This window comes from Bordetella genomosp. 7, assembly GCF_002261415.1.
In the GTDB taxonomy this organism is placed as follows: domain Bacteria; phylum Pseudomonadota; class Gammaproteobacteria; order Burkholderiales; family Burkholderiaceae_B; genus Bordetella_A.
In genome coordinates, this window is record NZ_NEVI01000014.1 from 26,464 (window position 1) to 39,723 (window position 13,260).

Annotated in this window: 14 protein-coding genes; 9 read left to right on the top strand and 5 right to left on the bottom strand. The window is 66.0% G+C overall.

Features of this window, described 5'->3' with window-relative positions; translation table 11 throughout:
- Positions 1-11 precede the first annotated feature (11 nt).
- From CAL18_RS07040 to CAL18_RS07065, 6 genes are all read left to right on the top strand, one after another.
- The gene (locus tag CAL18_RS07040; RefSeq protein WP_094817595.1) at positions 12-2,348 is read left to right on the top strand and encodes a cytochrome P450/oxidoreductase; all 2,337 of its coding nucleotides are present in this window, start codon (positions 12-14) and stop codon (positions 2,346-2,348) included.
- A gap of 64 nt (positions 2,349-2,412) precedes the next feature.
- Entirely contained in the window at positions 2,413-3,330 is a 918-nt protein-coding gene (locus tag CAL18_RS07045; RefSeq protein WP_094817596.1) for a DUF72 domain-containing protein, read from the top strand.
- Between the two features lie 324 nt (positions 3,331-3,654).
- Complete coding sequence (locus tag CAL18_RS07050) at positions 3,655-4,104, top strand: hypothetical protein (RefSeq protein WP_026638568.1); 450 nt, start codon at positions 3,655-3,657, stop codon at positions 4,102-4,104.
- Between the two features lie 235 nt (positions 4,105-4,339).
- Positions 4,340-4,951 carry a nucleotidyltransferase family protein gene (locus CAL18_RS07055; protein WP_249278384.1) on the top strand — a complete coding sequence of 204 codons (612 nt, stop codon included), beginning with the start codon at positions 4,340-4,342 and terminating at the stop codon, positions 4,949-4,951.
- Entirely contained in the window at positions 4,948-5,967 is a 1,020-nt protein-coding gene (locus CAL18_RS07060; RefSeq protein WP_026638570.1) for an XdhC family protein, read from the top strand. Before CAL18_RS07055 ends, CAL18_RS07060 begins: the two co-directional genes overlap by 4 nt.
- 154 nt (positions 5,968-6,121) lie before the next feature.
- Positions 6,122-6,547: a universal stress protein gene (locus CAL18_RS07065; RefSeq protein WP_094817598.1), complete on the top strand. Its 426-nt coding sequence runs from the start codon at positions 6,122-6,124 to the stop codon at positions 6,545-6,547.
- Between the two features lie 18 nt (positions 6,548-6,565).
- On the opposite strand, the gene CAL18_RS07070 is transcribed toward CAL18_RS07065, so the two are convergent.
- Both CAL18_RS07070 and CAL18_RS07075 read right to left on the bottom strand, forming a co-directional pair.
- Positions 6,566-6,877 carry a protealysin inhibitor emfourin gene (locus tag CAL18_RS07070; protein WP_094817599.1) on the bottom strand — a complete coding sequence of 104 codons (312 nt, stop codon included), beginning with the start codon at positions 6,875-6,877 and terminating at the stop codon, positions 6,566-6,568.
- The gene (locus tag CAL18_RS07075; protein WP_094817600.1) at positions 6,874-7,932 is read right to left on the bottom strand and encodes a M4 family metallopeptidase; all 1,059 of its coding nucleotides are present in this window, start codon (positions 7,930-7,932) and stop codon (positions 6,874-6,876) included. Before CAL18_RS07075 ends, CAL18_RS07070 begins: the two co-directional genes overlap by 4 nt.
- Before the next feature lie 206 nt (positions 7,933-8,138).
- Here CAL18_RS07075 and CAL18_RS07080 point away from each other — a divergent pair, with 206 nt between their 5' ends.
- A complete protein-coding gene (locus CAL18_RS07080; RefSeq protein ID WP_026638574.1) occupies positions 8,139-8,543 on the top strand; it encodes a DoxX family protein in 405 nt (134 codons plus the stop codon).
- Between the two features lie 144 nt (positions 8,544-8,687).
- A complete protein-coding gene (locus CAL18_RS07085) occupies positions 8,688-9,242 on the top strand; it encodes a peroxiredoxin (RefSeq protein ID WP_094817601.1) in 555 nt (184 codons plus the stop codon).
- A gap of 19 nt (positions 9,243-9,261) precedes the next feature.
- Here CAL18_RS07085 and arsC read toward each other — a convergent pair whose 3' ends face one another.
- The 3 genes from arsC to CAL18_RS07100 form a co-directional block, all read right to left on the bottom strand.
- Positions 9,262-9,624, bottom strand: a complete 363-nt coding sequence (gene arsC / locus CAL18_RS07090) for an arsenate reductase (glutaredoxin) (RefSeq protein ID WP_094796568.1) — start codon at positions 9,622-9,624, stop codon at positions 9,262-9,264.
- Positions 9,625-9,687: 63 nt separating this feature from the next.
- Positions 9,688-11,124: a CoA transferase gene (locus tag CAL18_RS07095; RefSeq protein WP_094817602.1), complete on the bottom strand. Its 1,437-nt coding sequence runs from the start codon at positions 11,122-11,124 to the stop codon at positions 9,688-9,690.
- A 106-nt stretch (positions 11,125-11,230) separates the two neighbouring features.
- A complete protein-coding gene (locus CAL18_RS07100; protein ID WP_094817603.1) occupies positions 11,231-11,557 on the bottom strand; it encodes a tetratricopeptide repeat protein in 327 nt (108 codons plus the stop codon).
- Positions 11,558-11,705: 148 nt separating this feature from the next.
- On the opposite strand from CAL18_RS07100, the gene CAL18_RS07105 reads away from it, so the two are divergent.
- On the top strand, positions 11,706-13,253 hold the full coding sequence (locus CAL18_RS07105) for a DUF1800 domain-containing protein (RefSeq protein ID WP_249278385.1): 1,548 nt from the start codon (positions 11,706-11,708) through the stop codon (positions 13,251-13,253).
- Positions 13,254-13,260: the final 7 nt, after the last annotated feature.

A 13,260-nucleotide genomic window follows, 5' to 3' on the forward strand; every position in this document is an offset into this window, starting at 1 on the left:
GTTCGCCCGTCATGACCCCGATCGAAACGGCCCGCCCGTCGGGCTGCCCCATCGACCACACCGCGTCCGGCGCGGGCTGCCCCGTCAGCCCGCGCGCCGCGGAGTTCGACCCCTTTGGCGATGCCTATCAGCAGGACCCGCCCGAGTACCTGCGCTGGGCGCGGGAACAAGAGCCGGTGTTCTACAGCCCCAAGCTGGGCTACTGGGTCGTGACGCGCTACGACGACATTAAGGCGATCTTCCGCGACAACCTGACCTTCAGCCCGTCGATCGCCCTGGAGAAAATCACCCCGACCGGCCCCGAGGCGAATGCCGTGCTGGAATCGTACGGCTATGCGATGAACCGCACGCTGGTCAACGAAGACGAGCCCGCGCATATGCCCCGGCGGCGCGTGCTGATGGAACCCTTTACGCCCGCCGCGCTCAAGCATCACGAACCGCTGGTGCGGCGCCTGACGCGCGAGTATGTCGACCGCTTTATCGATGATGGGCGCGCCGACCTGGTCGACCAGATGCTGTGGGAGGTGCCCCTGACCGTGGCCCTGCACTTCCTGGGCGTGCCCGAAGAAGACATGGATATGCTGCGCAAGTATTCCATTGCGCACACGGTGAATACGTGGGGCCGCCCCAGGCCGGAGGAACAGGTGGCGGTGGCGCACGCCGTGGGCAACTTCTGGCAGTTCGCCGGCAAGGTGTTGGAAAAAATGCGGCGCGATCCGTCGGGCCCCGGTTGGATGCAGTACGGCATACGCAAGCAGAAAGAATATCCGGATATCGTCACGGACTCATATCTGCATTCGATGATGATGGCCGGCATCGTGGCCGCCCACGAAACCACCGCTAACGCGTCGGCCAATGCCATGAAGCTGCTGCTGCAGCATCCACAGGCCTGGCGCGACATCTGCGAAGACCCGGGCCTGATTCCCAATGCCGTGGAGGAATGCCTGCGCCACAATGGCTCAGTGGCGGCATGGCGGCGGCTGGCCACCAAAGATGTGGAAATCTCCGGCGTGAAGATTCCGGCCGGTGCCAAGCTGCTTATCGTGTCGTCGTCGGCCAACCACGATGAACGGCATTTCGCCGATGCCGACCTGTTCGACATCCGGCGCGAGAACGCCACTGACCAGCTCACCTTTGGCTACGGCGCGCACCAATGCATGGGCAAGAACCTGGCCCGCATGGAAATGCAGATCTTCCTGCAGGAATTCACGCGGCGGCTACCGCACATGCAACTGGCCGAACAGAAGTTCACCTACCTGCCCAATACCTCGTTCCGTGGTCCGGAGCACCTGTGGGTGGAATGGGACCCGGCCCTCAATCCGGAACGTCAACGCCCGGAATTGCTGCGCGTACAGCACCCGGCGCGCATCGGCGAGCCGACCGTCCATGCCATTACCCGTACGGTGGTGGTGCAAAGCGCAGAACCCGCCTGCCGCGGCATCGTGCGGTTGCGCCTGGCCAGCCAGGATGGCGCCCCCCTGCCGCGCTGGGCGCCCGGCGCGCATATCGACATCGAATGCGGCGACACCGGCATGTCACGGCAGTATTCCCTGTGCGGAGATCCTGCCGACAGCACCAGTTTTGAAATTGCCGTGCTGCGCGAACCGGCGGGACGCGGCGGTTCGCAATGGGTGCACAGCCATGTCCGGCCTGGCGACAGGCTGCGCATCCGCGGCCCCCGCAACCATTTCCGGCTCGACCCCGACGCCCGGCATGTGCTGTTGGTGGCGGGCGGCATCGGCATTACGCCTATCAGCGCCATGGCGCGCGCAGCCCGCGAACAAGGCATCGACTACCAGCTGCACTACAGCGGCCGTACACGCGCCGGCATGGCGATGCTGGACGAACTGGCCGGCCTGCACGGCGACCGTCTGCATGTCTATGTATCGGACGAGCAGCGGCGCAACGACTTCCCTGCCCTGTTGGAACGCACTCCCGCCCATACCCAGATCTACGCATGCGGGCCGCAGCGCATGCTGGATGCGCTGGCCGCCGCTTGTGCCGATCGCGGCCTGCCGGAAGACGCGCTGCGCGTCGAGCATTTTCATTCCGCGGCCGGCAAGCTGGATCCATCCCGCGAACACGCATTCGAAGCGGAGCTCAAAGATTCGGGTCTGGTCGTCCACGTGGCGGCGGACCAGACGCTGCTGGCGGCGCTGCGCGCGGCCAATATCGATGTCCAGAGTGATTGCGAAGAGGGGTTGTGCGGCTCGTGCGAGGTCCGCGTGCTGGCCGGTGACGTCGATCATCGCGATGTGGTGCTGACCCGCGGCGAACGGGCGTCCAACTCGAAGATGATGTCGTGCTGTTCGCGGGCGGCGGGCAAGAAGATCGTGCTCGAGCTTTAAGCGCGCGCCGCCGGGCGCGGCCCGTTTCTTGCTGGCTGGCGGCGTCTCGTCTGCCTGTCATGCCATGACTCCACCGGCCACACATCCAAGCGCCATCCGGATAGGCATTTCCGGCTGGCGCTATGTTCCCTGGCGCGGCACGTTTTATCCCGACGACCTGCCGCAAGCGCAGGAACTCACCTACGCTTCGCACCAGGTGCCCACGATCGAAATCAACGGCACGTTCTATTCGCTGCAGCGGCCGGAATGGTTCGCCCGCTGGCGCGACGCCACGCCGCCCGGGTTTATGTTCAGCGTCAAGGGCACGCGCTTCATTACCCACCGTCTGCGGCTGCGCGATATCGAGACGCCCCTGGCGAACTTCCTGGCCTCGGGACTGTTCGAACTGCAAGAAAAGCTGGGCCCCATCCTGTGGCAATTTCCGCCTTCGATGCGGTTTGACCCGGAACGTTTCGAGCGCTTCCTGTCGTTACTGCCAGGCGACACTCACGCCGCGGCCCGGCTGGCCGCGCGGCACGACCAGCGCATGGCTGGGCGCGCCGCGCTGGATCCGGGCCCGCGCCGCCCCGTGCGCCATGCCGTCGAAATCCGCCACGACAGTTTTGCCTGCGCCGAATTTGTGCAAATGCTACGCGCCCATAACGTCGCCCTGGTCACCGCCGACACCGCCGGAAAATGGCCGCTGCTCGAAGACGCCACCGCCGACTTCGCGTATCTGCGGCTGCACGGCGACAAGGAACTGTACGCCAGCGGCTACACCGATGACGCATTGAGGCGCTGGGCCAGCCGTATCCGCGCCTGGTCGCGCGGCAAAGAGCCGCGTGATGCGCGGCGCGCCGGTCCGCGCCCCGGGCGCGCTTACGGCGCGCGCGACGTCTATTGCTATTTCGACAACGACATCAAGGTCAAGGCGCCCGGGGATGCGCGCACCCTCGCACGCCTGCTGGACCTGCCCCTGGCGCCCGTCGAACCACCGCAATAGCCGCGTGCGCTTGCGGTCAGCCGCCTCGCGCGCCGTCGGGCGGCTACGGCGCCGCACATCGTTGTCCTGCACCCTCAGGATGCCGCCCACACACGCCCGTCGCGTCAAAGCGCCCCCGCCACCGCACCGCCCCAGAGCGGCCCCGTCCCGCCCCTGCGTTGAAGAAACGTTGAACTTCCTCTGACAGGACTCCGCGCACACCTTCGTGCCCTTCAACGGACAGTCAATACCCGGCCCCTAACATGCCAGTCATGCACTAACGGAAACGCCTCCGAAAGTGCTTTCAACCCGCGGCACCGCCGCTACCTACTGGAGAACTTCATCATGAAAAAGACCGTAATCTGCGCTGTTTCCATGACCCTGGCCCTGATGGCCGGCGCCGCTTCCGCCGCCAACACTATCCACAAGCACGACATGAAGAAGGCCGCGATTTCCAACGCGGCCATCCCCGGCGCCAACATGACCCGGGCGGCCCTGGACCGTAACGATATCGCCGGGCCGGCGGGCAAAAAAGCCCGCCTGGCCGCCACCGGGGACGTGAGCAAGCCCTACATGACCAAGGCCAGCCTGTCTGACGACCTTTCGTACAACATGCCTCGCGCAAGCATGGCCCTGGCATACAACATGCCCCGCGCTACCATGCGCCTGGCCGGGACGACCGGCATGCCGAAAGCCAATTCGGCGCTGGCCGGCGTGTCGAACGATACGCCTCGCGCGGACATGGCCCTGGCCAGCCTGACCGACGACATGTATGCAGACATGAAGCTGGCCTGAAAGCCAGTCCGCGAACGCGGCCACGGCGGAACCTGTGCCACGGGTTCCGCCATTCCTTTTTGTACACGCCCGTACGCCCCAGGTTACCCAATGCGCCGACAGAGTCAGGCGGCTGCCGGACGCATCTGCCCGTGCGCCGCGCCGGGCGGCTTGACGATGCCCTGAACGGGGCCTAATCTCAGATATCCCGGGTGCGGAAGGAACAGGGCCGGTGACGGTGGCAGGACATCATTGCGTGGGGGTATTGCTCGCGGCCGGTGAAGGCTCGCGATTCCGGGCTGCGCGCCTCGGCCAGGGCGACGGCGCCCACAAGCTTCTCGCTGCCCTTCCCGATGGTCGCCTGGTGGCCCAGGCCAGCGCCGCCACCTTGCTTTCGGTCTTGCCCGATACCGTCGCGGTGGTAGCCGGTCAACCGCCGGAACTCGCCACCACGCTGTCCCGGCTGGGGTGCTCCATCCTGCAGGCGCCGCCCCCACCGCGCGGCATGGGCATCTCTCTGGCCGCCGCCGCCCGCCATCTGCTGTCTCGACCGGCCGCTGGCGGGCAACCGCCAGGATGCGTCGTTGCGCTGGCCGACATGCCCTGGCTGAGCCCCGCCACTTTGCGCCTGCTGCTGCAACAGGCCAGCCCGGACTGCATCGTGGCGCCCGTTTACCAGGGCAGGCGCGGCCACCCGGTGGTGTTCGGCGCAGCCTTCCTGCCCGAACTGGCCGGGCTCGAAGGGGATTCGGGCGCCCGGACCGTGTTGGCGCGCCACGGCGCGCGTGAAATCGAATGCAATGATCCCGGCATCCTGATCGATATCGATGTCCCCCAAGACCTGCTCACAGGAAACGCTAATTTATGAACCCGCTGGATATGGACGTACTGCGCCAGGCGCGCGACTGGCTTGCCCAGGGCCACACGGTGCACCTGGCAACCGTGGCCCAGACCTGGGGCTCCGCCCCGCGCCAGGCGGGCGCCCTGATGGCGCTGCGCGCTGACGGGCGCATCGCCGGTTCGGTATCCGGCGGCTGTGTTGAAGACGATCTGGTCAGCCGCGCCCGGGCCGGCCGGCTTCCCGACAAGCCCGAACGCGTCAGCTACGGCGTCACCAGCGACGAGGCGGCGCGCTTTGGCCTGCCTTGCGGCGGCACGCTGCGCCTGGTCATCGAGCCGCTGGCGGGCGCGCAATGGCTGGCCCCTGTGCTGGCCGCCATCGACGCGCAGCAACTGGTCGCCCGCACCCTGGACCTGCAAACGGGCAGCTGCGCGGTGACGGCGGCCGACCCGGCCGACGGTCCGGACTTCGATGGCCGGATCTTGCGCGCTGTCTACGGGCCGCAATGGCGGCTGCTGATCATAGGCGCCAACCAGACCGCGCGCGCGCTCGGCGGCATCGCCACGATGCTCGACTTCCGCGTGCTGGTATGCGATCCGCGCGAAGAGGTGTATGCAGACTGGGATGTGCCGCACTGCGCCCTGCTGACCAGCATGCCCGATGATGCGGTACTCGAGATCGGGGTGGACGCACGCACCGCCATCGTCGCCCTGACCCACGACCCCAAGCTTGACGACATGGCCCTGCTCGAGGCCCTGAAGTCCCCCGCTTTCTATGTTGGCGCCCTGGGTTCGCGCGCCAACCAGGCCAAGCGCCGCGAACGCCTGCGTCAGTTCGACCTCGACGATGCGCACATTGCGCGCCTGCACGGGCCGGTGGGCCTGCGCATCGCCAGCCGCACGCCGGCCGAAATTGCCGTCGCCGTGGCCGCTGAGCTGGTATGGGTACGCAATTCGCTCGGCACCGCGCAGGCATCGTCCTACCTGGATACCGGCACGCTGTCCGGCGACAGTCCACACATCGAAGCCGGTCCGTCGGCTTAAAACGACATGGCGGTGCAGGCGCCGCCGCGCCCGCGCGCGTGCATTCCCGCATACGGCAGGCCGCCTAACGTTTGACTTATATCAAGTTTCCATCGAGACGATCCGCTATGCTGGGTTATTAATTCACGATTGCATTTACCTTTCCGGAGCTGCCATGTTCAAGATCCTGGTCCCCATCGATGGTTCCGATTGCGCCCTGCGCGCACTGAATACCGCAATCACGATGACTGGCCAGCACGCCGAAGCCGAACTGCATTTGCTCAACGCCCCGCTGCCCATCCTGTCGGGCCACGCACGCATGTTCCTGAGCAAGCAGGAAGTCCACGACTACTACAACGAAGAAGGCGCCAAGGCGCTGGACGAAGCACGAAAAATCGCCGAACAATCCGGCCTGGCCCTGCATGTGGCCGTACAGGCGGGCCAGTCGGCGCAGGTCATTGCCGACTATGCCCGGTCGCACGCCTGCGACCATATCGTCATGGGCACGCGCGGACTCAGCGCCCTGCCCGGGCTGCTGCTGGGTTCCGTGGCCCACAAAGTCATCGCGCTGGCCCCCGTGCCGGTCACCTTGGTGAAATAGCCGCGCCTTGCCTGCGAGCTAGCCGCGCTTCCACAGCCGCACCAACCCTTCAGGCGCCAGGGCCTCGGGCACCTGAAACTGCACGCCGGGCGCGCGGCCGACAAACTCGATCTCTATGCGGAAATAGCGCTGGTCGCCCCCCGGCGCATCTTCCGGGCCTGCCAGCGGCGCGGCCTGCTGCAGCGCCTGGCACACTTCGCGCCGCAAGGCTTCCGGGCATTGCCGCAAATCGAAATCGCGCGGCGCGGCGCGTGCGGGTACATAGGCGATGCCGCCCTGCCGCGACACACGCACCCAGGTCGCCTCTGACAGCGGCGGCAGTTCGATCACGGCAGCACCCCTACCTGGCTCCAGGCGTCGCTGACAGCCTGGCGGGTTGCGGGGTCGGCGCTCGCGGCATCCACCGTCAACCGGGCAAAGGTGGCGAAGTCGGCCTGCGCGCCCAGGCGCCTGTCGCGCAGGACGTCATACCAGACGCGGCCCGCGCGTTCCCAGGCCGGGCCGCCCAGGGCTGTGGCCGCCAGGTAGAACGCCCGGTTGGGAATGCCCGAATTGATATGCACGCCGCCGTTGTCGTCGGACGTATGTACATAGTCGCGCATATGTGCGGGTTGCGGGTCCTTGCCCAGCGCCGGGTCATCGTAGGCCGAGCCGGGTTGGGCCATCGAGCGCAACGCCTTGGCGTTGACCGCCTGCGTGAACAGGCCGGCGCCGACCAGCCAGTCGGCCTGGTCCGCACGCTGACCGGCCTGGTATTGCTTGACCAGCACGCCGAACACATCCGACAGGGATTCATTCAGCGCCCCCGACTGGCCCTGATATTGCAGGGCGGCCTCGTGGTCGATCACGCCATGGGCGAGCTCGTGGCCCACGATGTCCACGGCCACCGTAAAGCGGTTGAATATTTCGCCGTCGCCGTCGCCAAACACCATCTGGGTGCCGTTCCAGAACGCATTGTCGTAGTCTTCGCCGTAATGCACGGTGCCCACCAGAGGCAGGCCCGCGTTGTCGATGGAGTGGCGCCGGTATACCTTCCAGAAGAACTCGTACGTAGCGCCCAGGTGCGCGTATGCCTCGTCTGCCGCAAGGTCGCCGCTGGGCGGCTGCCCTTCTGTTCGCACCAGCTGGCCTGGCAGCGCGGTACCGTGGGCTGCGCTGTAGACGGCGCGCTGGACCTGGCCTGGCGGGTGCAACGCGGCGCCCGGCGCCTGACGCTGGGCCAGCAGCGTTGCCCGCGTGGGGCGCAAGCTGCGCTCCTGCCGGTCGATGTGCAGCGTGGCCAGCGCGCGTTGGCGCACCCGCGGACTGGCGTGCCGCGCCAGGCGATCCAGCATATAAGGCGGAATCACGCCGGAGCACCAGGGGTCGGACATGACTTTGGACATGAACAGGCCTCCTTCAGGCCGGCCCACCGGCCTTGCTACGACCTTAGCAGAAAAGACGCACGACGGGTCCCGGGCGGCTCGACGCTGTCCTGCCCCGCCTATTGCCATTCATGGAAGATTTGCAATAATGACTGCGCCCGCGAATAAGCCCCTGCGCCACTGCGGCCAGCTGCCGCGGCCCATCAACAAACACAAGAGAATTTTCCATGATGAAATCTGACGATACCGGCAAGCTCATCCTGCGCCTGAGCGTGGGCATCCTGGTGCTGTTGCACGGCCTGGCGAAATTGTCGGGGGGCGTGGGTGGCATATCCGGCATGCTGTCGTCGCACGGGTTGCCGGGCTTCGTGGCCTATGGCGCCTATATCGGCGAGGTTATCGCGCCGCTGCTGGTGATACTGGGCATCTATAGCCGCATTGGCGGCCTGCTGATCGCCATCAACATGGTATTTGCGATCTTCCTGGCGCACATGGGGCAGTTGTTCAGCATGACCCCGCAAGGCGGCTGGGCCCTGGAACTGCAAGGCATGTTCCTGTTCAGCGGGCTGGCGGTGGCCTTCATGGGCGCCGGGCGCTTCAGCCTCGCGAGCCCGGGCGGCCGCTGGAACTGACGCCGCGCATCGGCATCCGCAAGCATGGGCCCGCACAGACGGGCCCTTTTTCTTGGTTCGCAGCCGGCCAGGCGGTGCTAGCATGAGGAACATGAGCGCCGCTGCCAATGAGCGGCGCCGCGGCCACGTACCCGGGAAACCACCATGAAGCCTGTTATTGCCTTGCTGGCGCTGACGCTGGGCCTGTCCGTCGCCAGCGCCGCGCACGCCGAATTGCCGGCGGGCGCCCCGGCCCCCGACTTTACCGTCCCGGCCTCGCTGGGCGGGCAAGCCTACACCTTTACGCTCAGCCAGGCGCTGGCCCGCGGACCGGTGGTGCTGTATTTCTATCCGGCGGCATTCACGCAGGGCTGCACAATCGAGGCGCGCAATTTTGCCGAAGCCGTAGACGAGTACAAGTCGCTGGGGGCAACCGTCATCGGCGTGTCGGCCGACGATATCGACACTCTGAAGAAGTTCTCGGTAAGCGAATGCCGCGGCAAATTCGCGGTAGCTGCCGACGAAGACCGGACGGTCATGAAGGCTTATGACGCCGTACACGACAGGCGGCCGGAATATGCCAAGCGGGTGTCGTACGTGATCACGCCGGACAGCAGGATTCTTTACGCCTACACAGACATGAGCCCCGACCGCCATGTAGGCAATACGCTGCAGGCGCTGCGCGACTGGCGCGCAGCCCACCCCGCCAGCCGCCGCTAGGGCGGCTGGGCCAGCGCAATCAGCGCGTTGCGCCAGGCAGGATTTCGAGCACGCGCTCGGCGGGGCGGCACAGGCGTGCGCCCTGTTCGGTGACCACGAACGGCCGGTTGATGAGAATGGGGTTGTCGGCCATGGCGTCCAGCAAATCGCTGTCGGATACCCCTTCGGCGTCCAGCCCCAGTTCCTGGTAAAGCGATTCTTTGGTGCGCACCGCTTCGCGCACTGTCAGCCCCGACTGCTGGATAAGGCCAGCCAGAGTCTGGCGCGACGGCGGCGATTTCAGGTATTCGATAACAGTGGGTTCGATGCCGGCATCGCGGATCATTTGCAACACGTTGCGCGACGTGCTGCACCTGGGATTGTGATAAATGGTCGCAGACATACGAGCTCCTATGCCAAACCAACAGTCTACCCAATTCAGCGGCCCGCAGGCAGGCGGCGAACCCTAGCTGAAGGGCCACACCGTGGGGTGCGATCCGGGCGGCATCGACGGCCGCGCCCAGCGCGCCGGCGTCAGGGAAAACTGCGCGGCATGCCGCACCGCAGCCAATTGGCCGAAGCCGGACGTTTCCTGCTCCAGGAAGCCGTCGATGGGAGGCGTGGCGATCTGCAGGCCGCCCGGTACGCGGCCCAGCGAGCGCAGCCACCCCGCCGTCTGTGCCAGCGATACCCGCACGTGCCACGAGCCTCCTTCCGTTGCCTGGCGCGCCAGCGCCGCCTGGGCGCCGTAGGCCATCAGGTAACCGGATGCGTGGTCCAGGATCTGCACAGGCATGGGCCGGGGCGCGCAAACACCGGCCGCCAGGCCTTCGGCATGGTTGAAACCGGTGGCGGTCTGCACCAGCGAATCGAAGCCGCGCCGCCCCGCCCACGGGCCGCTATTGCCGTAGGCGGACAGCGACACATATACGATGCCCGGCCGCATGCGCGCCGCTTCTTCCGGGCCAAAGCCCAGCGATGGCATGGCGCCGGGCCGATACCCTTGCACGAAAATATGCGCGCTGCGCAGCAGGTTGGCCAGCGCGATGCGGCCATCGGCGGTTTCGAGATCGGCGTGCACCGACAGCTTGCCCCGGCTGGTCTCGGCAATGGTGTCGATATTGGGCAGGCGGGGCGAGTTGATCAGCATGACGTCCGCGCCATATGCGGCCAGGGCCCGCCCGCACACCGGACCTGCGATGATGCGCGTCAGGTCGAGCACCCGTATGTCTTTGAGCGGACGGGCGTCGTGCCCGTAGCGGGGCAAGGGGCGCGGGTCGGCGTGCCCGATGCGCTCGATAGTGACGGGCGGCTGTCCGGCCAGGGCCAGCCCCTGCGGGTGACGGTCCCATTGTTCGAAGGTGCGCATGGCAGAGACCACCAGGCCGGCCTCGGCGGCGCGGTCCTCGAAATCGAGCGCCCGCCACTTTGACAATGCCTGCTCGACCTGCTCGCGCCCGGTGGCCGCCCCGGCGGGCAGGCCAAGCAAGGCCAGCGCCCCGTCCCGGTGATGCGCGAAGTTGGCATGGATGCGCACCCATCCGCCGTCGCCGCACCGATACACACCGGTAAGCTTGTCGTGCACATCGGGCGCCACGCCATCCAGTGTGAAATAGCTGCGGCATTCATGCGCGGCATGCAACATGTCCACGGCCACCCGCTGCCGCCTGCCACCCCGCAAATGCCACAGCTCTGCCGCGGCCAGCGCGGCGGCCGCCATGCTGGCCTGCGCGGCCACGCCCACTGCGAACGACGACGGCAGCGCCGGCTCGCCACCGGAAAGATCGATGTAGTCCATCGCTTCGTCGGGCATATCCAGCAGGCGCCAAAGCCCCTGCAGGGCATCCCGGCCGGTCTTGCCGTGCCACGCCTGGCCGTCGGTGTACTGCGGTGCATCGTCCATCGGTCTTCCATCTCGCTGCGCCTGACTCCCGACGATTACATAACCGGCCGACCCGCGCGTCAACAACGAACCGCCGGCGCCGGCCCGGGTCTCCATCCGGGCGGGTTCACCGGTTTGCCGCCTTGTCCAGCCGCTTGAGAAACACCTGCAGCTCTTTCACCACCTGCTGGTCGCCGCGCGCGCTGGCCGCGTCAATGCCCGATTGCCACGCTGCGCGGGCGCCATCGACATCGCCCTGCCCCTGCAAGGCCTTGCCCAGCCATTTCCAGGCCACGGAGTAGCCCGGATCGAACTCGAGCGCAGCGCGCAGATGCATGGCCGCGGTGTCGAACTCTTCCCGCTCGGCATAAGCTTTGCCCAGCGAGAAACGCAAAAGCAAGTTGTCCTGGCCTTTGGCCAGCATGGCCTGCAGCCGATCTACCAAATCAAGCATGTTTCCTCTCCTGCCCCGCCTCACAGCAAGACTGAACCAACTGTGTCAGGGCGTATCAAGGCCGATAGGCCATTGCCTGGCCCATGATAGTCTGAACAGCAATGCTGCTGCGGCATGTGCGCAGCAGAGCTTTCTACGAGGGAACACGGTGATATCGGTTCGTCGCCTGATCTACTGGGCTGCGGGGTTGGCCTGGTGTGCCGCATGGGCGGCAGCGCCCGCCGCGGCGGCCCCGCCCGCCATCGACCCTGCGGCGCTGCCCGCCCTGGTCGACCGCCTGACCTGGGGATTTACGCCAGCTGAGTTCGAACGCGCCCGCAAATTGGGAACGCAGGGCTATATCGATGCGCAGCTTTCGGCCCCGGCCACGCCACAGCTGCCCCGGGCCATACAAGGTCACATCGACCGCCTGACGATTTCGCAACAGAGCGCGTCGGCGGCATTCGCCAAGATCAGCGAATACCGGCAGTTGCTGCGAGATATGCCTGATGGCCCCGAAAAGACGGCGATGCGCCGGCGGATACAGGCGATCGCCAGCACTCGCGCTGCAGACACCGCACGGCGCACCACCTGGCGCGCTCTGTATTCGTCGAACCAGCTGCACGAGCAAATGACCTGGTTCTGGATGAACCACTTCAACATGTACGCCCCCAAGGGCCACGTCGGGGTTGCGCTGGCCGACTATGAAGACCGCGCGGTACGGCCACACGCCCTGGGCAGGTTTCACGACCTGCTGGCTGCGACCGTCCGCTCTCCGTCCATGCTGTTGTATCTGGATAACCATTACAACCGCGCCGGCCGTATCAACGAAAACTATGCGCGCGAGCTGATGGAACTGCACACGCTGGGCGTGGACGGCGGCTACTCACAAAAAGACGTGCAGGAACTGGCGCGTATCCTGACCGGCCTGGGGGTCAACTATCGCAGTACCCCTCCCAAAGTGCCGGCCGAACTCCGCAGCCAAGTCGTGCAGGAAGGCAATTTCCTGTTCAACCCACGCTTTCACGACTACGGAGACAAGCTGTTTCTACAGCGGAAGATCGCGGGGACCGGTCTTGCCGAAGTAGACGAAGCGATAGATATCCTGGCGCGTCATCCGGCAACGGCGCGCCACATCAGCCGAAAGCTGGCCCAGTTTTTCGTGGCTGACCGCCCTCCCGACGATCTGGTGGCCGCGATGGCCAAGACATTCCAGTCCAGCGACGGAGATATCGCGGCCACCTTGCGCACCCTGTTTGCATCGCAGCCGTTCATTGCGTCATTGGATGCCGGAAAATTCAAAGACCCGATGCATTACGTCTATTCGTCGCTGCGCCTGGCGTATGCCGAATTTCCTCCGGTGGCGCGCGTGGATACAGCCAATCAATGGCTCAACCGGCTTGGCCAGCCGCTATACAGGCGCATTACGCCTGACGGTTACCCGTTGACCCAGTCCGAATGGTCGGGATCGGGCCAACTTACAAGCCGTTTTGACTGGGCGCGGCGCGTGATCGTGGCGCCAGGGCGCTTCTACCAGGCAGCCGGCCAAAAGCCCCCTGTGCAGTTGCCTCCTGTTCCGAGCCTGCCCGACATCTATAAACGCACACAGCGCTACGAAGCACTATCGCCCGCCACGCGGCAGGCCATCGAGTCAGCTCGGACGATACAAGACGCCAACACTTACCTGCTGGCTTCCCCTGAATTCATGCGCAGGTAGGCCTGCG

What these genes read in the sequence shown, in the direction of transcription:
- CAL18_RS07100 (WP_094817603.1), bottom strand. Translation starts at nt 11,557, where the DNA reads ATGCTTGATTTGGTAGATCGGCTGCAGGCCATGCTGGCCAAAGGCCAG.
- CAL18_RS07060 (WP_026638570.1), top strand. Translation starts at nt 4,948, where the DNA reads ATGAACCCGCTGGATATGGACGTACTGCGCCAGGCGCGCGACTGGCTT.
- CAL18_RS07075 (WP_094817600.1), bottom strand. Translation starts at nt 7,932, where the DNA reads ATGTCCAAAGTCATGTCCGACCCCTGGTGCTCCGGCGTGATTCCGCCT.
- CAL18_RS07050 (WP_026638568.1), top strand. Translation starts at nt 3,655, where the DNA reads ATGAAAAAGACCGTAATCTGCGCTGTTTCCATGACCCTGGCCCTGATG.
- CAL18_RS07095 (WP_094817602.1), bottom strand. Translation starts at nt 11,124, where the DNA reads ATGGACGATGCACCGCAGTACACCGACGGCCAGGCGTGGCACGGCAAG.
- CAL18_RS07065 (WP_094817598.1), top strand. Translation starts at nt 6,122, where the DNA reads ATGTTCAAGATCCTGGTCCCCATCGATGGTTCCGATTGCGCCCTGCGC.
- arsC (WP_094796568.1), bottom strand. Translation starts at nt 9,624, where the DNA reads ATGTCTGCGACCATTTATCACAATCCCAGGTGCAGCACGTCGCGCAAC.
- CAL18_RS07045 (WP_094817596.1), top strand. Translation starts at nt 2,413, where the DNA reads ATGACTCCACCGGCCACACATCCAAGCGCCATCCGGATAGGCATTTCC.
- CAL18_RS07040 (WP_094817595.1), top strand. Translation starts at nt 12, where the DNA reads ATGACCCCGATCGAAACGGCCCGCCCGTCGGGCTGCCCCATCGACCAC.
- CAL18_RS07080 (WP_026638574.1), top strand. Translation starts at nt 8,139, where the DNA reads ATGATGAAATCTGACGATACCGGCAAGCTCATCCTGCGCCTGAGCGTG.
- CAL18_RS07085 (WP_094817601.1), top strand. Translation starts at nt 8,688, where the DNA reads ATGAAGCCTGTTATTGCCTTGCTGGCGCTGACGCTGGGCCTGTCCGTC.